General features: G+C 65.3%; 25 protein-coding genes. 8 read left to right on the top strand and 17 right to left on the bottom strand.

The features are described from left to right. Positions 1-3 precede the first annotated feature (3 nt). Complete coding sequence (locus F1599_RS00330; protein ID WP_150081577.1) at positions 4-651, bottom strand: TetR/AcrR family transcriptional regulator; 648 nt, start codon at positions 649-651, stop codon at positions 4-6. Between the two features lie 86 nt (positions 652-737). On the opposite strand from F1599_RS00330, the gene F1599_RS00325 reads away from it, so the two are divergent. Continuing rightward, positions 738-1,631 (top strand): NAD(P)/FAD-dependent oxidoreductase, encoded by an 894-nt coding sequence (locus tag F1599_RS00325; RefSeq protein ID WP_150081574.1) that lies wholly within the window; start codon positions 738-740, stop codon positions 1,629-1,631. 22 nt (positions 1,632-1,653) lie between these two features. Next, the gene (locus tag F1599_RS00320) at positions 1,654-2,127 is read left to right on the top strand and encodes a methyltransferase family protein (RefSeq protein WP_149319009.1); all 474 of its coding nucleotides are present in this window, start codon (positions 1,654-1,656) and stop codon (positions 2,125-2,127) included. Positions 2,128-2,264: 137 nt separating this feature from the next. Here the strand turns inward: F1599_RS00320 and F1599_RS00315 are convergent, their stop codons facing one another. Together F1599_RS00315 and F1599_RS00310 are read right to left on the bottom strand one after the other, a co-directional pair. After that, positions 2,265-3,176, bottom strand: a complete 912-nt coding sequence (locus tag F1599_RS00315; RefSeq protein WP_150081571.1) for an MBL fold metallo-hydrolase — start codon at positions 3,174-3,176, stop codon at positions 2,265-2,267. After that, positions 3,166-4,074 (bottom strand): NAD(P)H-binding protein, encoded by a 909-nt coding sequence (locus F1599_RS00310; RefSeq protein WP_190286269.1) that lies wholly within the window; start codon positions 4,072-4,074, stop codon positions 3,166-3,168. The genes F1599_RS00315 and F1599_RS00310 overlap by 11 nt, the downstream gene beginning before the upstream one ends. Positions 4,075-4,178: 104 nt before the next feature. Here F1599_RS00310 and F1599_RS00305 point away from each other — a divergent pair, with 104 nt between their 5' ends. Next, positions 4,179-5,078, top strand: coding sequence for a LysR family transcriptional regulator (locus tag F1599_RS00305; protein ID WP_150081566.1), 900 nt, complete (start codon positions 4,179-4,181; stop codon positions 5,076-5,078). A gap of 206 nt (positions 5,079-5,284) precedes the next feature. On the opposite strand, the gene F1599_RS00300 is transcribed toward F1599_RS00305, so the two are convergent. The 5 genes from F1599_RS00300 to F1599_RS00280 all read right to left on the bottom strand — a co-directional run bounded on the left by F1599_RS00300 (position 5,285) and on the right by F1599_RS00280 (position 10,911). Further along, positions 5,285-6,271: a Bug family tripartite tricarboxylate transporter substrate binding protein gene (locus F1599_RS00300; protein ID WP_150081563.1), complete on the bottom strand. Its 987-nt coding sequence runs from the start codon at positions 6,269-6,271 to the stop codon at positions 5,285-5,287. A gap of 89 nt (positions 6,272-6,360) precedes the next feature. Continuing rightward, positions 6,361-7,188 carry an enoyl-CoA hydratase-related protein gene (locus tag F1599_RS00295; RefSeq protein ID WP_150081625.1) on the bottom strand — a complete coding sequence of 276 codons (828 nt, stop codon included), beginning with the start codon at positions 7,186-7,188 and terminating at the stop codon, positions 6,361-6,363. A gap of 38 nt (positions 7,189-7,226) precedes the next feature. Continuing rightward, a complete protein-coding gene (locus tag F1599_RS00290) occupies positions 7,227-8,444 on the bottom strand; it encodes a CaiB/BaiF CoA transferase family protein (RefSeq protein WP_150081560.1) in 1,218 nt (405 codons plus the stop codon). Between the two features lie 142 nt (positions 8,445-8,586). Continuing rightward, on the bottom strand, positions 8,587-9,471 hold the full coding sequence (locus F1599_RS00285) for a LysR substrate-binding domain-containing protein (RefSeq protein WP_150081557.1): 885 nt from the start codon (positions 9,469-9,471) through the stop codon (positions 8,587-8,589). 60 nt (positions 9,472-9,531) lie between these two features. After that, entirely contained in the window at positions 9,532-10,911 is a 1,380-nt protein-coding gene (locus F1599_RS00280) for an NAD-dependent succinate-semialdehyde dehydrogenase (protein ID WP_150081554.1), read from the bottom strand. A 241-nt stretch (positions 10,912-11,152) separates the two neighbouring features. On the opposite strand from F1599_RS00280, the gene F1599_RS00275 reads away from it, so the two are divergent. Further along, the gene (locus F1599_RS00275) at positions 11,153-12,076 is read left to right on the top strand and encodes an AraC family transcriptional regulator (RefSeq protein WP_150081622.1); all 924 of its coding nucleotides are present in this window, start codon (positions 11,153-11,155) and stop codon (positions 12,074-12,076) included. A gap of 91 nt (positions 12,077-12,167) precedes the next feature. Here the strand turns inward: F1599_RS00275 and F1599_RS00270 are convergent, their stop codons facing one another. From F1599_RS00270 to F1599_RS00260, 3 genes are all read right to left on the bottom strand, one after another. Then, entirely contained in the window at positions 12,168-12,671 is a 504-nt protein-coding gene (locus F1599_RS00270) for a hypothetical protein (RefSeq protein WP_150081552.1), read from the bottom strand. A gap of 121 nt (positions 12,672-12,792) precedes the next feature. Further along, positions 12,793-13,380: a TetR/AcrR family transcriptional regulator gene (locus tag F1599_RS00265; RefSeq protein WP_150081550.1), complete on the bottom strand. Its 588-nt coding sequence runs from the start codon at positions 13,378-13,380 to the stop codon at positions 12,793-12,795. 171 nt (positions 13,381-13,551) lie between these two features. Beyond that, positions 13,552-14,493 carry a LysR family transcriptional regulator gene (locus tag F1599_RS00260; protein ID WP_150081547.1) on the bottom strand — a complete coding sequence of 314 codons (942 nt, stop codon included), beginning with the start codon at positions 14,491-14,493 and terminating at the stop codon, positions 13,552-13,554. A 111-nt stretch (positions 14,494-14,604) separates the two neighbouring features. Between F1599_RS00260 and F1599_RS00255 the strand changes: the two genes are divergently transcribed. Then, a complete protein-coding gene (locus F1599_RS00255) occupies positions 14,605-14,925 on the top strand; it encodes a nuclear transport factor 2 family protein (RefSeq protein WP_150081545.1) in 321 nt (106 codons plus the stop codon). Here the strand turns inward: F1599_RS00255 and F1599_RS00250 are convergent. Next, positions 14,912-15,373, bottom strand: a complete 462-nt coding sequence (locus F1599_RS00250) for a winged helix-turn-helix transcriptional regulator (protein ID WP_150081542.1) — start codon at positions 15,371-15,373, stop codon at positions 14,912-14,914. The genes F1599_RS00255 and F1599_RS00250 overlap by 14 nt on opposite strands. A 243-nt stretch (positions 15,374-15,616) precedes the next feature. Here F1599_RS00250 and F1599_RS00245 point away from each other — a divergent pair, with 243 nt between their 5' ends. Then, a complete protein-coding gene (locus F1599_RS00245) occupies positions 15,617-16,870 on the top strand; it encodes an MFS transporter (protein WP_395894381.1) in 1,254 nt (417 codons plus the stop codon). A gap of 110 nt (positions 16,871-16,980) precedes the next feature. Next, positions 16,981-17,250 carry a hypothetical protein gene (locus F1599_RS00240; protein ID WP_150081537.1) on the top strand — a complete coding sequence of 90 codons (270 nt, stop codon included), beginning with the start codon at positions 16,981-16,983 and terminating at the stop codon, positions 17,248-17,250. A 12-nt stretch (positions 17,251-17,262) separates the two neighbouring features. On the opposite strand, the gene F1599_RS00235 is transcribed toward F1599_RS00240, so the two are convergent. The 5 genes from F1599_RS00235 to F1599_RS00215 all read right to left on the bottom strand — a co-directional run bounded on the left by F1599_RS00235 (position 17,263) and on the right by F1599_RS00215 (position 23,957). Continuing rightward, positions 17,263-18,132, bottom strand: a complete 870-nt coding sequence (locus tag F1599_RS00235) for an alpha/beta fold hydrolase (protein ID WP_223819401.1) — start codon at positions 18,130-18,132, stop codon at positions 17,263-17,265. Continuing rightward, positions 18,129-20,288, bottom strand: a complete 2,160-nt coding sequence (locus tag F1599_RS00230) for an acetate--CoA ligase family protein (RefSeq protein ID WP_150081534.1) — start codon at positions 20,286-20,288, stop codon at positions 18,129-18,131. Before F1599_RS00230 ends, F1599_RS00235 begins: the two co-directional genes overlap by 4 nt. 50 nt (positions 20,289-20,338) lie before the next feature. Next, the gene (locus F1599_RS00225) at positions 20,339-21,502 is read right to left on the bottom strand and encodes an acyl-CoA dehydrogenase family protein (protein ID WP_150081531.1); all 1,164 of its coding nucleotides are present in this window, start codon (positions 21,500-21,502) and stop codon (positions 20,339-20,341) included. A 155-nt stretch (positions 21,503-21,657) separates the two neighbouring features. Further along, positions 21,658-22,572 (bottom strand): transcriptional regulator GcvA, encoded by a 915-nt coding sequence (gene gcvA, locus F1599_RS00220; RefSeq protein WP_149318991.1) that lies wholly within the window; start codon positions 22,570-22,572, stop codon positions 21,658-21,660. A gap of 59 nt (positions 22,573-22,631) precedes the next feature. Continuing rightward, positions 22,632-23,957 carry an MmgE/PrpD family protein gene (locus F1599_RS00215; protein ID WP_150081528.1) on the bottom strand — a complete coding sequence of 442 codons (1,326 nt, stop codon included), beginning with the start codon at positions 23,955-23,957 and terminating at the stop codon, positions 22,632-22,634. A gap of 329 nt (positions 23,958-24,286) precedes the next feature. On the opposite strand from F1599_RS00215, the gene F1599_RS00210 reads away from it, so the two are divergent. After that, positions 24,287-25,270 (top strand): tripartite tricarboxylate transporter substrate binding protein, encoded by a 984-nt coding sequence (locus F1599_RS00210; RefSeq protein ID WP_223819400.1) that lies wholly within the window; start codon positions 24,287-24,289, stop codon positions 25,268-25,270. The last annotated feature ends 90 nt before the right edge of the window (positions 25,271-25,360 follow it).

The following is a 25,360-nucleotide window of genomic DNA, read 5'->3' as shown; positions in this document are numbered from 1 at the left end:
AGCTCAACCCTTCTCGTGGTCGTTGCCACCGTGCGCGGCGATGAACATGGCGACAGCCGACCGGCAATAGGATTCGATTTCGTTGTCGTCCTGTGCTCTCGCCTCATCGAAGCGTGCAATAAGCAGGAGATCGGATCCCTTGAAAAGCGCGGCAAACAAGCGGGCGGACCGAAGAGGATCGGGCACGTTCAGAACCGCCTTCGCGTGCAACCGACGCAACAGGGCCTCGATTTGGGCGATGACATGGGCGGGGCCGGCTTGGTAATGGCGCTTGCTTAACGACTTTTGATTCGTCTTGTCGGCCATGATCATGGCTTCGACACTGCGCACGTCCGGGCTCAGCAGCGTGCGGAGCAGGGATGATCCCACCGCCATCAGCTGATCTTCGGCCGACCCGTCGACGCCTTCAAGAAGGGCCTGTGGTGCGAACTGATGGCAGCGGGCCGCGATGGCCGCGCTGAACAGCGCCTCCTTGTTCTCGAAGTGCCGATAGATGCTTAGCTTGGATATCTTCGCGCGCTGGGCGACCTTGTCCATCGTCGTCGCCTGAAAACCCAATTCCACAAAGAGTTCGCACGCGGCGTCGACGATCGTTTGGCCAAGCGCCTCGTTGGCGGGCCGGCCGCGCCGGCCCTGGTTGTTTTCAGTCACGACAATTCCAGTACTTGACAGTATTCAAATTCGTGCATTACGATACCATTAAGTATCGTAAATGGTCAAGCACGGAGCCCATCACCATGAATGACGTCATCATCATCGGCGGCAGCTTTGCCGGCCTCGCCGCCGCCCTGCAGCTCGGCCGTGCCCGCCGCAAGGTCACCGTTCTCGATACCGGCCTGCCGCGCAATCGCTTCGCCGACCACTCGCATGGCCTGCTTGGCCACGATCACAAGCCACCGCTCGACATCCTGGCCGAGGCGCGGCAGCAGCTGATGCGTTATCCCACGATCAGGCTGGTCAGTGCCCGGGCCGAGAGCGTCTCCGGCGCCATCGACGATTTCTCGGTCCTCACTGGCGATGGCGAAAGCCTTGCGGCGCGCCGCCTGATCCTGAGCTATGGCGTCGCGGACCAGATGCCTGATGTTGCGGGCTTTGCCGAAAGCTGGGGCACGTCCATCGTGCCTTGCCCCTATTGCGACGGCTTTGAAGTCGCCGGCCGGCATTGGGGCCTCGTCTGGTCCGGCCCGCCGTCGCACAACCATGTCAGGCTGTACCAGGACTGGACCGACACGTTGACGGTCTTCGCCAATGGTCACGACCTTTCACCCGATATCCGGGCCGATCTGGCGCACCGCAATATACCTGTCGTCGATGGCCGGATCACCGAAATTGACCATGACGAGAGCCATAACACCACCGTCAAACTCGATGCCGGTGCCCATGTCGCGGTCGACATCCTGTTCGCGCATCCGCGCAACAAGCCGTCCGCAAGCCTGCATGAATCGCTGGGCCTTGCCACGGTCGATACGCCCCTGGGCACCGCCCTCAAAGTCGACGAGCGCCGCGAAACAAGCATGCCCGGCGTCTACGCCGCGGGCGACCTCGCCAACCCCCTGATGCACTCGGTCACCACGGCATCATGGCAGGGCGCGATGGCCGGTATCTTCGCCCAGCAATCGATGGTGACTTGAGAGCACAGATTGGAGGACGAGCATGGCCATCGAACCGGACAGCGCGGGTGTGCGCTTCCCTCCGCCTATCGTGTATCTGGGAGCGCTGCTGTTGGGGCTGGCGGCGGAGCGGTTCGTTGCCCCGCGCTCTTTCGGCATCGACTGGCGGTTGCTGGTCGCGACGGGCGCGCTGCTGTTCGTTGCCGGCGCGGCGATGATGCTTGCGGCGGCGGGGCTGTTCCGGCGGCTGGGCACCAACGTTCCGCCGTCGCAGCCAACGACCCTCATCGCAACGACCGGTCCTTATCGGTGGACCCGCAATCCCATGTATCTCGGCATGGCGCTTGTCTATGCCGGCCTTGCGATCGGCTTCGACGGGCCGATCGCCATCGCCTTGCTCCCGTTGGTGCTGATCGCGATCCAGACGCAGGTGATCGCCCGCGAAGAGCGCTATCTCGAAGCGAAGTTCGGCGACGACTACCGCCGCTACAAAGCCGAGGTTCGCCGCTGGCTCTGACTATTCCGCCACTGCCGCCTGCGGGGCCTCGGGATAGTGCTCAAAGCGACGCAGGAGAGATGCTTGTTTCTCGGAATGTCCGCTCTGGCACGGGCTGGCGGCGCGCGTAGACATAGAGAAGCCGCGCTGTTCCATGGCTACGCTTCTGTTGTGGGCGCCACGTCGGTAGTGGCGGACGGCCAGAACGCCGGGACCAGCCGATAAGCCTCTCCGTCGCTGACCAATCGGGCGACGCTGGGGAACTCAAGGTGACAGCCGGCCACCAACGGCCCTTTGGCTGCTGCCTCCGCGAAGATCCGTTTGCGCGTGGCCGCGGCTGCGCGGCGGTCCACGTCATGGATCACGCCGGCATCCGGACAGGCTGGCTGGATCGCGGGCAGGTGCAGGGTGTCGGCCCAGATCAGCAGTTCCTGGCCCTCGGACGACACCTTGAAACCGCTGTGCCCCGGCGTGTGGCCTGGAAGCGGAAAGACGGTGATTCCCGGCGCGACCTCGCCTTGGCTGAAAAAGTCGAGGCAGGCGCGATACGGTTCTAACGAAGCCCGGACCAGCCCGAAATAGGGCTTCAGGCTGTCGGGGGCATTCGCTTGTCCTTCCGGCTCGAACCAGAACGCATACTCGTCCCGGTGCACCGCGAGCCTGGCATTGGGAAAGCGAGCGCGACCAGCGTCATCCACCAGTCCTAAGCAGTGGTCCGGGTGCAGATGCGTGATCAGCACCAGCTCGATGTCTTCGAGCGCAACGCCGGCCATGGCGAGCGAATCCGGTAGCCAACCAAGCGTCGGGCCGGCGATATTCCCCATTCCGGCATCGATCAGAATCGGCCCGTGATCCTGGCCGCGAATGAGGAACATCGTGTGCGTGAACACGGGCTTGTCAGGCCGGTTCGCTGCCCTTTGCAGCGCGACGCCTTTCTCCGGCGTCACAGAGTGGATGATGTCGTAATCGACCGGGTTGTAGCCGTCGCTCAAGCTGGTGAGCGTCTTCCGGCCCAGCGTCCAGTTCAGATAGGCACCCCGTGTCGGGGCGGCGCTTGATTCAGCGGCCATGGTTTTCCTCCGTACGCTCCGTGTTGAGGACAGCGCTGGCGAAGCTTTGAAAGCGGGTGGTCGTGATGATCCGCGCCTCGCGCGGCTGCATCATGCGGATGCGCCCAGCGTTCACATCGTCAGTCATCCGCACGATCGCGTCGGCCATGGTGGTCGAGAAGCCGGAAGACAGAAGCCGAGCGAGTGCGTCCTCTGGCGAAATCTGACGGTATACAGAGTCGGGCTTGCCGGCGATCTCGCCGGCAAGCCGCGCCGCCTCCGTGAGGGACAGAGGTTCCGGCCCCTCCAGCTCGCGAGCGGAGAAGCCGCGAAAATCGGCCGTGATCAGTGCGTCGGCGGCAACCGCGCCGATGTCGGCAGTCGCAATCATCGGCAAAGCGAGGTCGCCTCTTAGCTGACCGGAGGCCGAGCCGGACGCGGCGATTTCGTGGATGAGGGCGGTCGCGTTCTCCATGAACCAACCCGGCCGCAAGGCCAGGGTGTTCAGAGTGCCGATGCTCTCAAGCCGATTCTCAAGAATGGCTAGCCCTTCGAGGGGCACTCCGACTTTGTCGTAGTTCGCGCCCCATCCGCTCAAGGCCACGACGTGCGACGTGCGCGCCTTCACCAGGGCGGAGGCGATAGCCTCGATAACCTCGCGCTGGTAGGCGGAGAAATCGTCGCTCTCCGGGATCACGCCCGGTTGAAGCATTGCATAGACAGCCTTCGCGCCTGCGAACGCCTTTTCCAGAGCGATGCGGTCGAAAGGCTCGGCCACGATGGCCTCGGCTCCGCGATCGGCGAACGGCCGAAGGCGCTCCGTGCTGCGGCCGATCACCCGGACGGGCGCGCCGCGCTCAAGGAGCGACATCGCGACTGCCCGGCCAGTATTGCTGTTGGCTCCTGTGACAACGAACATTGGCACTTCCTCCGATAGAATTCGTGGATAAATTTCTATCATGGAAACGATGGACTGGATGTTGGTGGTTTTTCAACCTACTGTTCGCTCGGAGGAAACGAAAATTGCAGAACCTGGAGGATTTGGCCGCCTATGGCATGGTGGTGAAGCATCGTGGCTTCACAGCCGCCGCACGGGTTATGCACACGAGCAAATCGGCCCTGAGCAAGCGGGTCGCGCGACTGGAAGAGCGCCTTGGGGTCCGCCTGATCGAGCGCTCGTCGCGAGGCTTCCGCGTGACGGCCATAGGCGCTGAGGTTGCGACACATGCGGAGACGGTCATCGCCTCGGTCGAGGAGGCGGAAAGAGCGGCCCAGCTGCTGACATCCGCGCCGCGCGGCGCGATCCGAATCGCCTGTCCGCCGGGGCTGCTTCATACCGCTCTCGCGGACGCGCTTTCCCAATTCGCCCTTAGGTATCCGGACATCCGCGTGGCGGTCACGGTATCCAACCGGAGAGTGGATCTCGTTGAGGAGCCGTTTGACCTGGCAATCCGGGCACGAGAACGGTTGGATTCGGAATCCGGCTTGGTCGTCCGGAAGCTCGGCGTGAGCCGCCGCATCCTTGTGGCGGCTCCCGACTACCTGAAGGGGCGGCCGGCGATTAGCGTTCCGGCCGACCTTCAGAACGAACAACTGCTGACGCTCGCAGAAGACGGAGCCGAAAGCGAATGGATGCTAATGCGCGAGAACGGCGAACGGCACGTCGTCGAGTTCATGCCGCGTTTCGCCGCGACGGATTTTGGTCTGCTCAATCGAGCCGCGCTCGCCGGCGTGGGCATCGCATTGGTGACAGAGGCGATAGCCGGACCCTTCATTACGTCGGGCAGGGTTATGCACGTTCTGCCCGACTGGCACGCATCAGAAAGCGTGGTGCACATCGCATTTACAACACGACGGGGCATGCTCCCCGCGACGCGGGCTCTAATCGAATTTCTTGCGGCTGAAGCCCCTGCGCGCTTCTGAGCGGCCACTGCCGCCCAAAGGCGCCGGCCCACTTGGGGACGCAAAGTCTTGCACGATGCAAGACTGCGGGAGGCGGGGGTAACGGCGTTCATGGAGGCTTGCCTCAACAGGATGATGGAGGAAGATTTTCCGTGCGGCCAGCTGGTGCTGTGCGTTGCGCGAGGGAAGGAAGTGCCGGGGGCGCCATAGGCGCTTGAGAACGGCCGTCACTCCGGCTCAATCCCGGCCCCCTTGACGACACGGCCCCATTTCTGGATTTCGGCATTCTGGAACGCCCGCAGCTCGGCGGCCGTCGTGGTCCAGGGCTGTGTCGCGGAATTGCGGAAGAAGGCGCGCGCTCCCGCGCTGCCGACCGCCGTAATCAGTAGCTGTCGCAGCTTCGCGGCAACGGGGGCGGGCGTTCCTGCCGGCACGTAGGCGGCGAACCAGTACCCCATGTCGTAGCCCTTGATGCCGGCCTCATCCAGGGTCGGTATGTCCGGAAGCTCAGGCAGCCTCTCCCGGGTGGACGCGCCCAGTGCGCGGAGCTTGCCCGATCTGATCTGCGACAGACCGGTGACCGTGTCGATCACCATCATGTCGATATGACCGCCGAGCAGATCGTTCAGGGCGTTTGGATTGCTGTTGTATCCGACCCAGACGATGTCCGTACCGGTCAGCTGCTTGAGCATTTCGCCCGCCATTCGGCTGGAGGAATTGCCGCTGCCGAAGCTCAGTTTTCCTCTCGCCTTCCGGGCTGCCTGCAGCAGATCGTCGACGGTGCGGAAAGGCGCGTCGGCGCGCACGACGAGCACCTGACCGCCACGCCCCAATCCCGTCAAGGGCAGGAAATCCGCGATCGGGTCGTAGGGCAGTTTCTTGAAAAGGTGGGGATTGGCGGCTTGCGTCGTGTTCGTCGTAATGAGCACGGTGTAGCCGTCCGCGGCGGCGCGGGCAACATGCTGTGCGGCAATCATGCCGCTGGCGCCGGGCCGGTTTTCGACGACGACGGCCTTCCCGGTCTGCTGTGCCGTCGACGCCGACAGGGCGCGCGCGAGCAGGTCTGTCGCGCTGCCGGCGCCGAACGGCACGACAAAGGTGATCGGCTTTTCCGGAAAGTCGGCCGCCCGTGCCGATATGGCGCAGGCCAGGCCAATGGCCGCCGATGCCATCGCCGCTACCAGACGGGAGATGCGTGTTGTGGTCCGGATCATGGTGTTTGTCTCCTGTTATATGGGACGCGGCGTGAGAGCGGCTTCAGCGTTCCATGCACCTGTCCCGAGCGAGCGCCGTAGCTGCGCCTTCAGCGGGATTGCGGGTAGAGGTGGCGTCGTGCGCGGCGCCCCAGGAAATCCCGCACAGCAGCCTTGTGCTCGTCACCGCAAAGCAGGATCGCCTGCATCGCGGCCGCAGTCTCCAGCGCCACGGGCAACGTCGTCTCGGCCGCATCCAATACCAGGCGCTTGGCCATGCGTAGGGCCTGGGGCGGGCTGGATGCGATCCGACGCGCCATGGTGGTACTGACTTCGTCCAGCGCCTCGGGCGAAACGACACGGGACACCATGCCAAGCTGCAAGGCCGTAGGCGCATCGACAAATTCGCTGGTCAGCGTCAGCTCCAGCGCCTTTGCCGTTCCGACCAGCCGGGTCAGGAACCACGCGCCGCCGATCCCGGACACGAGGCCCAGCCGCAGAAAGCTCTCGGCGAAGGTGGCCCGCTCGCTCGCGACGCGCAGATCGCACATCAGCGCCAGGTCGCAACCCGCCCCGATCGCTGCCCCGTTGACCGCGGCGATCGACGGCACCTGCAGTGCCTGCAGGGCATGGGTGATTCGGTGCAACGTGGCTTTCAGCCGCGCCCGGACCTGCGTCGCGGAACCCTGCATCAGATCCGATCCGCTCTCCATGTCCTTGACGTTGCCGCCGGTGCAGAAATGCTCGCCGGTGGAGCGCAGCAGTACGCAATGGACGTCTGGCAGGCGATTGGCGGCCTCAAGGGCTTCGGCAAGCGCCTCGGCCATGGCCACCGACATGGCGTTGCCCGTGTCCGGGTCATTGAGGCTCAATGTGAGGACGCCTTCGCCGATGTCTTGCCGAACCAGCGTGTCGGGCAGGGCGTTGGAGGGGCGCATTGCGCGGGCTTCTTCCGATTTCATCGACGTATCCTGGGTCATGTGGATGTGGTGTGGTGAACGACGAGGACGCCGCGCTCGCGCATGGCGTCGATTTCAGGCCGCGTATAACCGCATTCCTCGAGGACATCGGGACCATGCTGGCCCAGGGTAGGCGCGGGCATATCGCGATCCTCTGCACTGGCCGCGTGGGCAGGCCCCGGCGCGAAGCCGGGCATGCGCACCTTCCCGGCGAGCGGGTGGTCAACCCAGCTGTCGAGGCCGCTGGCTGCGTACTGAGGGGATCGCAGCACCTCCTGGTAGCTGGCAACGGGCGCACACAAGATGTCGTGCACGGCCAATTCCTGCATCCAGGCTTCGGTGGTGCGCTGCTGGAACAACGGCGTCAGTGCCTGGCGCAGGGCGTCGCGGTGTGCGACGCGGTCAGCATTGCCGGCGAAGCGCGGGTCGTTTTCGAGGTCAGCCGCTCCGAGGACCGCGCACAGTGCTTGCCAACGCTTCGGGTGGTAGGCAGCGACCATGATCCAGCCATCACGCGTCTGGTACGCTTCATTGGGCGCCGCGTACGGGGCTGCGCTGCCCGTCCTGGCAGGCAGCGCGTTCGTGGCGAAGTACGATGCGTAGCCGATCTGCTGCAGCATCAGCGTCGCGTTGTACAGGCTGATGTCGAGGTACTCGCCTTGGCCGCCTTGCCGGGCAGCGTTGACCGCGGCAAGGACGGCGATCGTCGCCAGATAGCCAGCCACCATATCCGCGACCGGGATCGCGACCTTCATGGGCTCGCTGTGCGCGGTGCCAAGCGTGCTCATCAGCCCGCTGGCGGCCTGGATGATTCCGTCCACACCGGCGCGATCGCGCATCGGCCCGGTTTGGCCATAGGCGGAGATCGAGCAGTACACCAGTTTGCGGTTGCTGCGAGCGAGCGTGTCATAGTCCAGGCCCAATGCCTGCATGACGCCCGGCCTGAAGTTCTCGACCACCACGTCCGCGCCCTGGATCAGGCGACGGGCAACTTCGCGGCCATCCGCGCATTTCAGGTCCAATGCGATGCCGCGCTTGTTGCGGTTGACGCTCAGGTACACCGCGCTTTCACCCGCTATCCAGGGTGGGCCGATCTGCCGCCCCAATTCGCCACCGGGCGGTTCGACCTTGATGACATCGGCGCCCATGTCGGCAAGCATCATGGTGCAAACGGGTCCCGCGAGTACATGCGAAAAATCGACGACCCGCAGTCCTCGCAAGCTGCGCTTCAACATATCCTGGCTCCCGGATGACACGGCCTCGCTGGTGGCCGCGATCAGTTGTCATGCGGGCAGAATAGGCAGGGGGACCCGGGCCGGCAATCGACTTTATGGGCCGTACGCTTTGACTTTCTGTAAAGGGGATCGCCCGGGCGGATCAGGTTGCTACGAGAGTGGCCAGCCAATCGCGAAATGCGCGCAATGCGCTTGACTGCGGTTTGCCCGTCGGCCACGCGAAGTAGTATGTGTAGTCGCCGCGATCGAGCGTCTGACCGAGTGGCGCCACCAGCGTCTGGTCCGCCAGCTCTTTCTCGATCAATGCCTTCTGCGCGATGGCCACGCCATGCCCTTCGATTGCCGCCTGATAGGCAAGCAACGATGTCTCGTATTTCATGCCATGGGTAGGACTGACGTTGCGCAAGCCTGCCGCGCGCAGCCATAGCATCCAGTCGTCGGGGCGCGCCATCGAATGGAGCAAGGTCTGCGTGGCCAGCTGCTTCTTGTGCGTCAGGCGCACGGCAGGCGAGGCGACGGGAACAAGCTCGTTGCGAACCAGCTGCAGCGTTCGCATTCCCGGCCAACGCCCGTCGCCCAGTTGTATGCCTGCGTCGATGTCCTCGCGCTCGAAGTCCAACGGCGCGAACGAGGTCATGAGCTGAACGTCGATGTCCTTGTGCAGCTGGTGAAAGCTCGCCAACCGGGGGATCAGCCAGCGCACCGCGAACGTGGCGGGCGATCTGATCCGCAAGGTGTTCCGGCCAGGGCTGCTGTTGGTCACCGCCAGGGTGGCTTCCCGCAATGTCTCGAACAGCGGTATCAGGTCGGAAAGGTAACGCGCGCCGGCCGGCGTCAATTCCAGCCCGCCGTGGACGCGGACGAACAGAGGCGTTCCGAGGTAGCTCTCCAGCGCGCGTACCTGCCTGCTGACCGCGGCGGGCGTGACACACAACTCATCGGCGGCCTTGGAAATGCTGAGCAGCCGCCCGGTGGCTTCGAATGCTCGGGCCGGATTCAGTGGGGGAAGCAGGGCGCGACGGACCATGGCAGTAACAGGAGGCGTACGCTGAGTGGTCGTCACTATAACGCCCTGTCCCCCGTGGAGTCAGGACGCCAGTCCGGCCATCAGCACGTATTTGACCTCGACATACTCCTCGATCCCGTAGTAGCTGCCTTCGCGCCCGTAGCCCGAATGCTTGACCCCGCCGAATGGCACCGAGGCGGTGCCCACCGAACCGGAATTCAGGATCACCATGCCGGCTTCGATGTCGCGGGACAAGCGAAAGGCTCGGCCGAGATCGCGCGTGCAGGCATAGGTCACGAGTCCGTATTCGGTGTCGTTGGCTCTGCTCACGACTTCGGCTTCATCACGGAAGCGATAGAAGGGGAAGACCGGTCCGAAGATCTCGGTATGGGCGATCGGCATATCGTCATCGAGATCGGTGAGGACGGTGGGTTCATGGAACAGTCCGCCTTTCTCGTGCGGTTTGCCGCCGAGCAGAACTTTGCCACCGCGCCGCTTCGTGTCTTCGACGAGCTGAACGACCTTGTCGAAGCCCGCTTGATTGATCAGTGGCCCGACGACGAATTCCGGCTGCAATCCCTGGTCCACGCGGAATTGGGAGACTTTTTCCACCACGGCGGCGACGACGCGATCGTAGACGCCATCCTGCACGTAGATGCGGTTTGGCGAAATGCAGACCTGGCCGGAATTTCGGAGCTTGGCGGCGATCAGGCCGCTTACGGCGTCGTCCAAATTGGCGTCATCGAAGACGATGAAAGGCGCATTGCCGCCCAATTCCAGTGTCATCTTTTTCAACGCCTGCCCGCTGGCCTCGGCCAGCAGTTTGCCGACGGCGGTGGAGCCGGTGAACGAGATCTTGCGGATCCGGTCGTCGCTGGTAAAGAGCGCACCGATCTCTTGCGGGTTGCCGGTGACCATTTCGAATACGCCCTCCGGAATGCCCGCCTTGCGCGCGTACTCGAGCAGCTTGTACGCGGTCAGCGGCGTTTCTTCGGAGGGCTTGATGATCATGGTGCAGCCCGCCGCCAGTGCCGTCGCGACTTTGCGCGTGATCATCATGAAGGGAAAATTCCACGGCGTGATGGCCGCAGTCGGTCCAACGGGCTCTTTGATGACCATCACGGCGGCATCATTCGCGTGGGACGGGATGGTGTCGCCATAGACCCGCTTGGCTTCCTCGGCATACCACTCGATAAAGCCGAGCCCGTAGTCGATTTCGCCCAGTGCTTCGGCAAGGCACTTGCCGTTTTCCCTGACCATCAATTCGGCAAAGACCTGCTTGTCGTCCCTGACGAGTTCGAACCAGCGGCGAAGCAGCTCGCTGCGTTCCCTGGCGAGTTTGCGCGACCATGCCGGAAATGCGCCGCAGGTCCTGTCTATTGCTGCCTTTACCGCCGCGCCGTTCATGTGGGGCGCGGCCCCGACGCGCGATCCGTCTGCAGGGTTGAGTACGTCGATCATGAGAGTTCCACCGCTCCAGTTGATAGCAATGCGCGCCGCATCACCACGACGCGGCCTGGCGCTGCGGATTGAATAATGGAATCAAGCTGCGCATGACTCCATGGCAACGGGTCTCTGATGTTTGCCTGATCCTATGAGCGGCAAGAATTCCGGCAAAGGTGCTGGTAAGCTACGCCGCAATGCAGACAAGGGGATTCAGGCGATGGCTCGATCTGGCGATAAAGGGGCGCCAAGCCAGGCGATGTTGGTACAGCGGATGGTGTCCATGCTGGCAGCGCTCGCGCCGCGGGAGGGATACAACCTGTCGGCATTGCCCGATGTCCGATTCCTGCGTTCCAACCGCCCATTGAAGGCGGTGCCGGTGCTCTACGATCCCGGAATCGTGATCGTTTGCCAGGGCAGGAAACGCGGGTATTTCGGCGATCGGATTTACCTGTACGACGATCGGCATTACCTGGCCGTTTCGGTGCCGGTGCCATTCACCATGGAAACGGACGCCAGCGAAACCGAGCCGCTGCTGGCGATCTACATGCATCTCGATTTCAAGCTCGCCGCCGATTTGATGTTGCAGATCGACCAGCATGGCGGCATGGAACCGACCGAGCCCAGAGGCATGATGTCCAGCCCGATGGGCAGCCGGCTATGCGAATCGCTGGTTCGATTTCTTGAGGCGATGAGCCGGCCTCTGGAAGCCCAAATTCTTGGCCCGGCGCTGCTGCGCGAGATCTACTTCCATGTGTTGACCGGGGAGCAAGGGGCGTCGATGCGCGCCGCGCTGTCCATGCATGGACAGTTCGGCAAGATTGCGCGAGCGTTGCGCCGGATCCATGCGTCTTTCCATGTCGACGTCAGCGTCGAGCAGCTGGCGCGCGAAGCCGGGATGAGCGTTCCTGCCTTCCACGCTCACTTCAAGGCCGTCACCAGGACGTCTCCGGTGCAGTACCTGAAGTCGATACGGTTGCATCAGGCTCGCCTGCATATGGTCCGCAGTGGCATGACCGCGGCAGCCGCCAGTGCCGAAGTCGGCTATGACAGCCCCTCGCAATTCAGCAGGGAATTCAAGCGCCTGTTCGGGCGAAGTCCCGTCGAAGAGGTCAAGCGGATGAAGGCGGAATTCGCCGTGCCGCCCCCGCATGCTGGCTCGCCGTTCGTGTCATCGCACTGATGCTACTGATCGCGCTTGTTGCGAGTGGTCCGGCGCTTGGCGTGCAAGCATGCGGCGACGGCCGCGGCCTCCGAGAGGCCGCGTAGCCGGATCAGGCCAATGGCGCGCGCCGGCGTTGCGATCGCATCCACCAGGCCTGCAACACGGAGCCGATCACAAAGACGATCAACCACGCGGCCAGCGCGCCGCGCACCACAGGCGACTGCGGGCCATCGGCAAGAGGATGGGCGGCCGGCAGTCGCGTCAGCGTCTCGTTGATTCCGGGTACGAGCAGCAGGAAGAAGCTGAACGTGAGACCGAACTGGGACAGGTAGGGTTGGGCGCGGGTCAAGACCGGAATTCGGGGCAGCAACAGCGCGCCGGAGATGGCCAGCAGCGCCAGGATGCCCAGCGCATGGCCGGCGTTGAAGCCTCCGGTGCTGGACAGCCCGAATGACGTCAGCACCGATAGCACCAGCCCAACGAGGTAAGTCTTGCCGGCGTGTGTGGCGCTGTCGATCCTGAAGTGGCGCGCGAAGCTATAGAGGCCCGCGATGACGGGGACGATGCTGATCAGGGTGTGCCCGGACCCCAGGGCGGAAATCGGATGCGGCATAGGACGATGGCTCCTTCAAACCACGGGTTGAAACAACGGGATTCCACGCGCATGGCAACCAACTAGTTGGTCGGTAGCGCAGTGAAAAAATAGCCGGCTCGCGGCCGGTACAAAACAGCGGTCAATTCGCCCCGGTCAGCCGTCGGATCGCCGCTTGCGAGACGGAGGCGAATGCCTCGGGATTATCGAAAGCCCGTGCGGTCAACATGGCGCCGTGCACCGTGGACATGAACGTCTGTGCCTCGACAAGCGGGGTATCGCGCAGATGGAATTGTCCTTTCGCGGCACCGGCTTCAAGGACCGTTGCCAGCCATGCGGTCAGGTCCCCAAAATAGGCTCGCACCTGATGCGCGATCTCTTGCGGGATCATGGGCAATTCGGCGGCAAGCATCGCGCAAATACATATCGGCAAGGTGCCATCGCCTATGCACCGGGACCAGTAATCGATATAGGCCGTCAGCCGCGCCAGCGGGTCATCGATCTGTTGATCGAGCGCGGCCATCCCTTGCACTGCCTGCGCTCGGTGCAGCCCGACCACAGTCAGAACCAGGTCTGCCTTGCTCGGAAAATGATGATGGATGCTCGGCTTGCCGATATGCACACGCTCGGACAGATCCGCATAACTGAATCCGTGATAACCGCCGGCGGCGAGCAATTGCTTCGTATGCTCGGCGATTTCGCTCGCGCGGGGGGAAAGTTCCATATTCATCGGCAATAGGGCTGGATGGTGGAATACGCATGCAAGACATCGCTGATCCAGCTGCCGGGATGCTGCGCTTTGCATTCAACGTTTTGACCAATCTACTAGTTGGTCGGTTGTGTTGTCAAGGCTTTCCGCGCACGCGGCATGGGATGACGCTCGCGACAGCGGGAAGCCTATTCAGCGGCGTTGGCCGCCTCGCCGAGCTGGGGAGTGCCGGTTCCGCTCCCGATCCGCCACCTCGCGAGCCAACGCGAGGAATGCCTTCATGCCGGCGGAGTGATTGCGCCGGCCGGGGTAGTAGAGGCAAAGCCCCGGCAATGGCGGCGTCCAATCTGCCAGCACGCGAACCAGGCGTCCTGCCTCGATGTCGGCCAGCACGTCCTGCTCCATGAAAAAGCCCAGGCCGATACCCTCGATGACCGCGGCCCGCGCGAGGCTCGCTTCGTCGAGCGTGATCTGGCCGCGCACGTCCACCTGCACCGTCTCGCCGGCCTTCTCGAATCGCCACCGATACAGCGTCCCGTCGGGCAGCCGTACACGCACGCATTGGTGCTTCAGCAGATCGGGAGGGATGCGAGGCTTCCGATGATTCTCGAAGTACACGGGTGAACCCACGACGGCATAGCGTTGAGGCCGTCCGAGTGAAACGGCGATCATGTCGCTCGGCACGAGGTCGGCGACCCGCACGCCGAGATCGAAGCCTTCGGCGACGATATCCACCAATCGGCCTTCGGTGACCAGGTCGACGTTCATCTCCGGGTAGCGGCGGAGGAATTCCAACACCAGCGGGGAAATGATCTCCCGCGCTGCAAATGCGGCGGCATTGATCCGTAGCGTCCCGGCAGGCGTTTCGCGTTGCGAGCCCACGGCCGCCAACGCGCCCTGCATATCCTGCAGCACAGGCCCAACGTTGCCGACGAATTGCCGACCGGCATCCGTCAGCGAGACGCTGCGGGTAGTGCGATTGAACAGGCGAACGCCGAGATTCGCCTCGAGCTTGCCAATGGCATGGCTCAGCGCCGTCGTCGATATCCCGAGATCGATCGCGGCTGCGCGGAACGTTCCACGGCGCGCAATCGCGATGACGGCTTCCAGGTCTTGAAGGGAGGTCCGTTCCATTGTCCCGAATTTTTCATCATGGCATCCGGTTTTATCTTCTTTGTCTGCACAATGGTCAAGCCCTAAACTTCATCCCGAACTTTGCCAGCAAGCAGGAACAGGAGTGAAACGATGAATATTCCGGCCGTTGTGAACGCGTATTTCGAGGCGGACAGGGGCAACGATGCCGAGGCCATCGCACGGGCCTTCGCGACTGATGCGGTGCTTGAAGATGAGGGCACACGGCATCAGGGCGTCGGCGCGATACGCGCGTGGTGGCTGGCGGCCAAGGCGAAATATCGCCACGTCGCCGAGCCGATCGAGATGTCGCGCACGGGCGACGAGATCGCCGTCCGTGCGAGGGTGTCCGGCGAATTCCCGAACAGTCCGATTACGCTGGAATTTCTCTTTACCGTGGAGGGCGACAAGATCGTCGGGCTCACGATTCGATAATCGCCTTCGGCACCTTCACCACAGTCTCCCAAGCCCCCACCACCTCCCCATCCACCGACCGCGGCTCCATCGGAGCCAGCGGTTTTCCGGTGCGCTTGTCGACCAGCACCGAGCGCGCATCCCGCGATCCGAACAGATGCTGCTCGCCCCATTGGCGCAGGGCCACGATCACCGGAAATAGCCGCTCGCCCTTCGGGGTCAGCACATATTCCTGATACGACGTGCCGTCCGATGCCGGGCTGATCTCGAAGATGCCGGCTTCGACCAGCAGGCGCAGGCGATCGGCCAGGATGCTGCGTGCCACGCCGAGCCGTCGCTGGAATTCGCTGAAGCGGCGTACGCCATCGAAGGCGTCGCGCACGATCAGCAGGCACCAGCGATCGCCGACCAAATCGAGCGAGCGGGCAACCGGACAGCTTTCCGTCTGGTTGTCGCGACGTTTTGCCATGCGTACTCCTTCGGTAGGGGGCTGAGTCAGGTCATCTTTTCGTCTTGGTGGTTTCATTTTAAGACCAGTTTGCCTACAATCAAACCAGTCTTGATTTGAGACCAGCTTGAGCGCACGTGGGAGGCCACCTTCGAGGCCACCCTTCGTGGCCCCCTTCGAGGGCACCTTCGAGGCCCCTTCGAGGCCACGATTGAAGCCAGGCTGGAAACCAGGTTTGAACCCACCTCGACGAAAGGAGAAACCATGCCGGGCGAACCGCCGACAGGCCCTGTACCCACGCAACCAACGTCGTCCACGAGCCCGATGCCGAGCGCATTGGTGGCGCTGTTTGCCTGTGCCTGCGGGCTCAGCGTGGCCAACGTCTACTACGCGCAGCCCTTGCTCGACGCACTCGGCGCGCAGTTCGCGCTGGACCATGCCGCGGTGGGCGGCGTGATCACGGCCACGCAGGTCGGCTGTGCCCTGGCCTTGTTGCTGCTGGTGCCGCTGGGCGATCGCATGGATCGGCGGCGCTTGATGCTGGGGCAGGCCGCTGCACTGGTGGGTGCGCTGATCGCGGTGGCCGCGGCCGGATCTGCGCCGGCTTTGCTGGCCGGCATGCTGGCCGTGGGCTTGCTCGGTACCGCGATGACGCAGGGTTTGATCGCCTACGCCGCGACCGCCGGCGCGCCATCGGAGCGCGGAAGGGTAGTGGGGGCCGCGCAGGGGGGCGTCGTGATCGGCCTGTTGCTGGCGCGCGTGCTCGCCGGCCTGATCGCCGATGTGGCCGGATGGCGCGGCGTGTATCTGTTCTCGGCGCTGGCGATGCTGGCGCTGTCTCTGATCCTGTGGCGTCGTCTGCCGGCACAGACGCCCGCGACAACGCGGCTGAGCTATCCACGACTGATCCTGTCGATGCTGACCTTGCTGCGTCAGGACCGCGTGCTGCAGATCCGGGGCGCGATCGCGATGCTGATGTTCGCCGCGTTCAGCGTGTTCTGGAGCGCGCTGGTCTTGCCGCTGAGCGCGCCGCCTTATGCGCTGTCGCACACGGCGATCGGGGCGTTCGGACTGGTCGGCGTGGTGGGCGCGGTGGCGGCCGCGCGTGCCGGCCGTCTCGCCGACCGTGGCATGGGTCAGCAGGTCACCGGCGGCGCGCTGCTGGTGCTGCTGCTCTCATGGCTGCCGCTGTGGTGGTTCGATTCGCACGGCCTATGGTGGCTGGTGATCGGCATCGTTGCGCTAGACCTCGGCGGGCAGGCCATCCATGTCGCCAACCAGAGCATGATTTTCGCGGCGCAGCGCGACGCGCACAGCCGTCTCGTCGGCTGTTACATGCTGTTCTATTCGGTGGGCAGCGGGCTGGGCGCCATCGCATCGACATGGGTCTATGCGGCCGCGGGATGGCCGGCGGTCTGCCTGCTCGGCGGTGGGATCAGTGCCACGGCGCTGGCGTTCTGGGCGTTGACGCTGCGCCATATGCCACGGGCTTCGGCGGCCTGTGCGCAACCGGCCTAAGCTGAAAGTTTCGGAGAGGGCGCCGCAAAGGAAATCGCTACGCGTGGCGTCTTCTCCGGCCCACGGAAACGCAGCACACGCAGGACACGCACGCCACGCAGGAGGACGCCATGGACGACGACATCGAGACGATGAGCCGCGAGCAGCTGATCGAAGAAGTGAAGCGATTGCGAGCCGGCATCCGCCGCCATCGGGATGCCTCGGGCCACGACCTGTGCTGGCATCACCCCGACCTGTGGGCCTTGCTGCCCGATGCCGCCACGCATACGCCCGCGGTCCCGGACTGGCCGCAGTTCCTGCGCGGCTGCGTCAGGTACCGCGAGTCGCTGGACCGGCAGTGCCCGCAGGCGCCGCGCATCCAGCAGGAATTTGGCGAGTAGGCCGCAAGTCCGTCAGCACTGCGCCGATCCAAACCAGCGCATCAGCAGCGTATTGACCTCGCGATGGCGCTCGTACTGGACCCAGTGTCCCGCGCCCGGAACGAGGCACCAGTCACGATGCGTCGCGGTCCCGGCCAGCCGGCTGGCCGCATCGATCGGCGAGGCGGTGACATCGTGCTCGCCCCACATCAGCAGCGTGGGGCCATGGAACGCGTCCAGCGCGGATTCCAGCAGCGCCTGCCGCGAGATCGCCTTGCTGCGAAAGCGCGTCGCGCGGCAGGCAAGCTCGTGCACCAGCATGGCGGTCTCGTCGATGCCGCCTTCCTCATGCAGCATCAGCGCGAGCAGGTTATGCCGCAGCGCGACTCGCATGGCGTGCGGATCGTCCTTGCGCCAGTCCATCATCTCCATGCGCTGGCGCCGCGTGCCGCCGTGTCCGGCGGGCCCCAGCAGGGCGAGCCGCGCCGTGCCGCCGCGCCTGGCCGCGACTTGGGCGGCCACCAGTCCGCCGAAGGAAAAGCCGGCGAGCGAGACGATCGCATCCGCACCGACCAGGCGGTCCAGCGTCGCGATGACGGTGCCGACCAGGCGATCGAGCCGATCGGCGGCGTGGGGATCTCCCGGCAGCGCATCGGACTGGCCGAAGCCCGGCAGTTCGGGCACCCACAGCGTGTGGGTTGCCGACAAGGGCTCGATATTGCGGACCCAATGCATCCAGTTGCCATGGCCGCCATGGATCAGCACCAGCGGCGGCCCGCTGCCGAACTTGCGCCAGACCATCGCGCGGTCGGCATCGTGCACGACGCAGGTCTCGGCGCGTCGGTCCAGGCGGATCAGTTCGGCGTTCATCGCGGGGGCGAGGGGAAGGGCGGGGGAACTCACGATGTCAGCACGAGGGCATCGACGGCGAGCACACCTTGCCCCTCGGGCAGCACCATCATCGGGTTGACTTCGGCTTCGGCGATGCCGAGCTCCGGGCGCACCGCCAGCTGGGACAGCGCGCAGACGGCCCTGGCCAGCGCCTCGAGGTCGCCGCGGGCCTTGCCGCGCAGCCCCGACACCGTCTTCAGGGCCTTCACTTCGGCGACCATGTCGCGCGCGACCTCGACGGTCACCGGCGCCAGCCGGATGCTTCGATCGCGGGCCACCTCGGCCCAGATGCCGCCGGCGGCCAGCATGACGATCGGGCCGGCGTCCGGATCGATACGGTAGCCGACCAGCACCTCGGTCAGGCCCTTGGTCATCGGCTGCACCAGGACTTCATCGCATCGCACGGTCGGCGCGCGCTCGGCCACGTTGGTCTGCAGCGCCGCCAATGCGGTTTCCAGTTGACGGGCGTCCTGAATGCCGAGTACCACGCCGCCCACTTCGGTCTTGTGCGGAATCTCCGGCGAGCAGACCTTGACGACGACCGGATAGCCGAAGGGCAGCGCCGGCACGGGGCCGTCGATCGGCAGCGTGATCGCCGGCGCGTACGGCACGCCGAGCCGTTCCAGCACGGCGTAGGCCTGCGCTTCGCTGAGCGCGCGCGGCGGCCGATTGCGCTTCGGTTGCGCCGCGGGTTGAATGCCGGGAGCGCGTCGTGCCAGCACCGCGGCAATGGCATCGGCACACGGTTCGGGCGAACGGAAGCATGGCACGCCGGCGGCCGTCAGCGCGGCCAGCGCCTCGGGTGCGTCGGGCACCAGCATCGCGGCCAGCGGCTTGGCGCTGTCGGCGCTGTCGATGATCGGCTTGACCGCGAGCTGCGGCTGGAAGCGCGCCGAGGAGCCGACGACGGCCAGCACGATATCGAACTCCGGTGCCTCGAACATGATGTCGAGCGCCGTCTTCATGACCTTGTAGTTGGTGCCGGCCAGCGTCAGGTCGAGCACGCGTCCCGGCGAGACCGCGATACCGGCCGCGGCCAGCTTGTCGAGCGTCGCCGGGGAGGCCGGTTCCACCACGACATCGCGGATACCGAGCTGATCGACGACCATCGCCGCGCCGCCGCCCGTGGTGGTGACCACGCCCACGCGGCGCGGCTGCGGGCGTGGCGGGCTGTGTGGCGTGCTGCGTGGCTCGCTGTGTGGCTCGCTGTGTGACGGCGTACCCGGCTGCGCCAACGGAATGCGCCGTGCCAGCGGAAACGCTTCCAGCAGCGCTTCCAGCACGCCGACGCGCGCAATGCCGAGATCCTTCAGGAAGGCATCGGCGATGTCGTCCTCGCCGGCCAGCGCGCCGGTATGGGTCGCGGCCATTTCGGCGGCGGCGGGCGATCGCCCGAGCTTGTAGGCAATCACGGGTTTGCCGCGCCGGGCGGCCTCGATCGCGAAGGCACGCAGCTTGTCGCCGTGGCGCAGGCTCTCGAGAAACAGCAGGTAGCCGTCGATCGAAGGATCGTCCAGCGTGGCGGAGCAGATTTCGCCGATGCACAGGTCGGCCTCTCCGCCGACCGACACCAGTCCCGCAAAGCCGACGCCGCGCGCCTTGCCGCGCGAGACCAGCGAGCCGATCATGCTGCCGCTGTGCGAGGCGACGAACACCCGTCCCCGCGGCAGTTCCGGCTCGGCGAAGGCCGCATTGGCGGTCAGCACGACGCCGGCCCGCGGATGGATGACACCGAGGCTGCTGGGGCCGAGCACGCGGATGCCGGTCTGCCGGCTCAGGGCATGCAGTTCTGCTTCCCTGGCCGCGCCTTCGGGCCCCGACTCGGCAAAGCCGCTGGCGAGGATGGTCACCACCTTGACGCCGAGGCGGGCGCTCTCGCGCACCACATCGAGCACGGTTTCGGTCGGCGTCAGCACGAACACGTGGTCGGGCACCTGCGGCAGCGAAGCCAGGCTCGGGTAGGCGGTTTCGCCCTGCACCGTATCGCGATTCGGATTGATCGGATAGATCGTTCCGCGATAGCCGGCGGCACGCAGGAATTTCAACGGCCGTCCCGCGGTCTTGGCCGGGTCGTCGGAGGCGCCGAAGAGTGCCACGCTGCGCGGAGACAGCAGCGCCTGCGCGAGGGCGGAGTCGATGTGGCCGGATGCTGCAGAGGTCGAATTCATCGCAACTGGAAACGGGGTATGAGGAAAGTCGGAGCGGTCGGCTGGCCTGCTCAGTTTGTGGCCGGCCTGGGCGAGCGCTGCGGGAACGATCGGCCGAACACGCCCTCGGCGATGCGATTTTTCAGCATCTCGATCGAGCCGCCGGCGATCATCCATCCGCGGATGCGGCGCAGGCAATATTCGACGATCGATTCCTGGCTGTAGCCCATGCCGCCCATGATCTGCAGCGCCTCGTTGGCGACGTCCCAGCCTGCCTGGTTGCAGGCCAGCTTGGCCATTGCCGTGCTATGCGCCGACGGCAGGCCGTGCTCGCCCTCCATGGCCGCGCGATAGAGCAGCAGCTGGGCGGATTCGAGCTTCAAAGCCATCTCCGCGAACTTCCATTGAATCCCCTGGAATTCGCACAATTCGCGACCGAACTGCTTGCGCACCATCGCATGTTCGCGCGCGACGTTGAAGCAGTGGCGGCCGAGCGCGAGGGCGCGCGACGAGTTGCCCAGCCGCTCGACGTTGAAGCCGGCGATCTGGCGCTTGAAGCCGCCTTCGCCAAGCAGCAGGTTGTCAGCGGGAATGCGGCAGTCCTCGAAATAGAGCTGGCACCATTCCTCGCCGCTCATGAATTTCGACGGCTCGCCGACCTGGAAGCCCGGCGCGCCGCGTTCCACCAGCACCGAACCGATGCCGTTGACGCCGGGGCCGAAGCGTACGTAGATCAGGAACAGCTCGGCCTCGGGGCTGTGCGTGGAGAAGATCTTGCTGCCGTCGATCACGTAGTGGTCGCCGTCGCGGCGCGCCGTGGTGCGCAGCTCGGTGACGGCGGAGCCGGCCTCCGGCTCGGTCATGCCGAGCGCGATCAGTTTGCGGCCGGCGAGCAGATCGGGCAGGAAGCGCGCCTTCTGTTCGGGCGTCGCGTATTCGACGAAGGTGCGGATCGGCCCGAAATTGCCGGCCTGCACGATGTCCGCGCTCTTCGGGCAGACCAGCGCGATTTCCTGGATCGCGATGACCGCGTGCATCAGCGTGCCGCCCTGGCCGCCGTCCTCTTCGGGGAAGGCGATGCCGAGCAATCCCTGCTCGGCCAGCATGCGTGCCGCGTCCCACGGGTACTGGGCGGAATGCGCGCGCTGCAGCGCGCCGGGCGCGAGCTTGTCCTGGGCGAACCGGCGCACCGATTCCGCAAATGCCTGATGCTCTTCGCTGAGTTCAAAGTTCATGTCGATGTCTCGGGATGGGGCGGAAGCCAGGCATCAGCTTCCGCTATCCCGAGACGGTTGTGAACTTCGTGTTTGGAGGGCAGGTAGAACTTATCGTCATACCTGGAGCCGCGTGCGGCCGCGTCGGGCGATGCGCGGCGCGCGACGCGCGTCCTTCATTTCGCCGCACGCTGTTCGCGCGCCACGGTGTCGAGCAGCCAGTCCCGGAATGCCGTCACCTTGCGGGACTCGCGCTGCACGGCCGGCCGGACCAGATAGTAGGACTTGCTGCGCACCAGCGGCCGCGCGAATGGCCGGATCAGGCGGCCGGAGGCCAGCTCGGCCTGCAGCATGGCCGCCTGTCCGATCGCGATGCCAAGCCCATCGAGGGCGGCCTGCCAGGTCAGCACCGAACTGCCGAAGCTCATGCGTTCGGTGCGCTCGGCCATCTCGGTCAGGCCCGCGAACGCCAGCCAATCATCCCAGTCGTTGCGGCGATAGTGCGACACCAGCAGGCGGTGGCGCAGCAGCGCTTCGGGCTTGCCCCGGCTGCCGCCGCGATGCGTGCGCAGGTATTCGGGCGTGCAGACCGGTTCGATCTCGTCGTGGAACAGGAAGTCGGCGCTGACCCGGGGCCAGCGGCCGTCGCCGAACTGGATGGCAAGATCGGCGGGATCGCGATCGAAGTCGACATCGGGAATCGCGTTGTCGATGCGCACTTCAACGCTGGGATACTGGGCCTGGAAGTCCGGCAGCCGCGGGATCAGCCATTTCGCCGCGAAGGTCGTGTAGGTGCGCACGCGCAGTGCGCCCTGCGAGGTGTTCTTCAGCAGCCGCGCCGTCGCGGTGGCAATGGCATCGAAGGCCGGGACGACCTCCTCGGCATAGGCCTGGCCGACGCGCGTCAGCGAGACGCCGTGGCGTTCTCGCCGAAACAGCTCGACGCCCAGGTAGCCCTCGAGTACCGCGATCTGCCGGCTGACCGCCGACTGGGAAACGTGCAGTTCCTGCGCGGCAACGGTCAGGTTCTGACTGCGTGCCACGACTTCGAAGACCCGCAGCGGGTTCAAGGGGGGAATACGCCGAGCCATGTTGTCGCGTCCGAGCAATGACTTTTCATTATATCTATGCCATCGGACGCACCATCCCCTCAGGGCAACGAGACCGCGCTGTCGAGCGCCCACAGCTGCCGCAGCAGCGTGCGCGTTCGGGCCGGGCCCAGCACCGGCTCCACCAGCTCGACGAACTTGTCGTCGAGGTCGGCATCGCTCAGCGGCTCTTCGGGATCGCCCTTGCGGTTCGGCTGCAGATGGGTCAGTTCGCGCCCATCGCGCAGGCGTACCGTGACGCGCGCCGCGCGTTGTCCCGGGAAGGCGGCATCGAGCTCGCCGTCGACCGACAGTTCGATGCGCGACATCAGGGCGCGGATCGCCGGATCGGCCAGCCGTTCCGCGGAGAACGCGGCCAGCCGCACGCTGCCATGGATCAGCGCGGAGGCCACGACAAACGGCACGCTGAAGCGGGCCTCGGCCGCGGTGCGCGGGTCGGGGTTGCCGGCAACATCGAGGGCCGGGCGATAGGTGCCGATCCGCACCGCGGCGATATCGTCGACGGAGAACCCATGCGCGCGCTGCAAGGCCTGGGCGCCGTCGATCGCGGCGAAGGTATGGCCGCAGCACGCGTGGTTCTTGAAGGTGATCTGCGTGATATGGAAATCGCGGCCCAGTGTTGCGGCGGCCGCCTGCCAATCCGGCCCGTCGCTCATCGCGCGTCCCAGGCCCGCTTCGCCGTCGATCACGTCGAGCGAACCGGTGACCCCGGCCTCGGCCGCCATCGCGGCCAACAGTCCCGCCTCGGCGGCCCGGCCCGAATGCAGCGGCTTGGACATCGAGTCCATGCGAAACGCCTGCTGCAGGCCCGCGGCGAAGGTGGCGCTGGTGGCAAGCGAATGCGCAAAGCGCGCGGCATCGAGCTGGAACAGGGCAGCGGCGGCCGCGGCGGCGCCAAAGGTGCCGACGGTGCCGGTGTTGTGCCAGTAACGGTAATGCGTGCGGCCAAGCGCCGCGCCGATCCGCGTCGAGATCTCGTAGCCGATCACCACCGCGTGCAGGAATGCCGCGCCGCTTGCCCGGCGTTGCTGGGCGGCGGCAAGCGCGGCCGCGATCGTGGGCGCGCCCGGATGGTAGATCGCGTGCTTGTAGATGTCGTCGACCTCCACCGTATGCGCGGCGGTGCCGTTGATCAGCGCCGCGGTTCGCGCGGTGGCCGGGCGCCCCAGGGCCAGGCGGGCATCGCCGCGATCGAGATCGTCGGCGCAGGCGCGCTCCAGCAGCGTGCAAGGCGCGACGACCGCGCCCGGCAGTAATGCCGCATACCAGTCGATCACCGCACGCTTGGCGTGGTAGATCACTTCGCTGGAGCGCGCGCCGGGGCCGGGCTGCTGGGCGAAGGCGGAAAAGGTCTCGATGATGGTCATGGGGTCCGTTCACGTTGGCAGGCTGGCGCCGATGCTCGCGCAGGGCGGTGCGGATGGCAACTTCCAATTGATCGTGCAGGTATGACATACAGGAATGCCAGGGCGGTGCGGGACCAGTGGCGCTGTATTGAGTTTTTCTCATGGCAGCGGGCCGAATCGGAAGTTCTCAGGGGCGAGCGGTTCACACACCATGGCGATGGTGCGACCGGACACGTGCGGTATGTCGCGGTTGCCATGCGGAAAACGGCGGGCACCAGCCGGTCGTTGCCGACGAACAGAGCGCAGCCATGCGGCAATGCGCCATCCCTGATGCCATGACGGAGACATCCATGAAGACATTCGGTCCGGTCGCCGGCGCTCTCGCCGCCGGTGCGCTGATCCTTTCCTTTGCCACCGCGGCACATGCCACGCCGTCCGGCTATCCCACCAAGCCGATCCGCATCATCGTCGGCTACCAGGCCGGCGGTCCCACCGATCTGACGGCGCGCTTGCTGGCCGGCAAGCTGCAGGCGGGGCTGGGGCAGCCGGTCATCGTCGAGAACAAGGTGGGCGCGGGCTCCAACATCGCCTCCGACTATGTCGCGTCGGCGCCCCCGGATGGCTACACGCTGCTGCTGGCAGCGGCGCCGATCACGATGACCAAGTACCTTTACAAGGGGCTGAAGTTCGATGTGCTCAAGAGCTTCGAGCCGATCGCCAACGTGATGACGGCGCCGGCCGTCCTGGCGGTATCGACCAGGCTGCCGGCGCACGACCTGCGCTCGCTGATCGCACTGGCGAAGAAAATGCCGGGGACCTTGACCTTCGGCTCGACCGGCGCCGGCGGATCGCAGCACCTGGCCGGCGAACTGCTGAAGCAGCGCGCGGGCATCGACATGCTGCATGTTCCTTACAAGGGAGCGTCGGCCGCGCTGACGGACCTGATGGCAGGCACCGTCGACATGGTGTTCATGACGTCGATGTCGGCGTTGCCCACGTTGAAGTCCGGCAATCCGCGCGCGATCGCGGTGGCATCGAAGAAGCGCATGCCGCAGATGCCGCAGCTGCCGACGATGGAGGAGGCGGGGCTGCCCGGATTCGAGGCCGATTCGTGGAACGGCCTGCTGGCGCCGGCGGGAACGCCCAGGGAAGTGCTCGACCGCCTGAACGCCGAAGTCAACAAGGCGCTGGCCTCGCCCGACGTGCGCGACACGCTGGTATCGCAGGGGGCCATTGTCGTCGGCGGCTCGCGCGAGCAGTTCCGGCAGTACCTGGTCGAAGAGGTCGATCGCTGGGGCAAGGTATTCCAGACGGTGCACATCTCGCTGCAATGAACGCCGGCGGACTGCGATGGCCAGGCGGATTGATCGATGTTTGACTATCTTGTCCGAAGGGACCGGGGAGGGGAAACACCCATCGAGGAG

Origin of the sequence: Cupriavidus cauae (assembly GCF_008632125.1) — a bacterium.
GTDB lineage: Bacteria > Pseudomonadota > Gammaproteobacteria > Burkholderiales > Burkholderiaceae > Cupriavidus > Cupriavidus cauae.
This window is presented reverse-complemented; position numbering and strand designations above follow the sequence as displayed.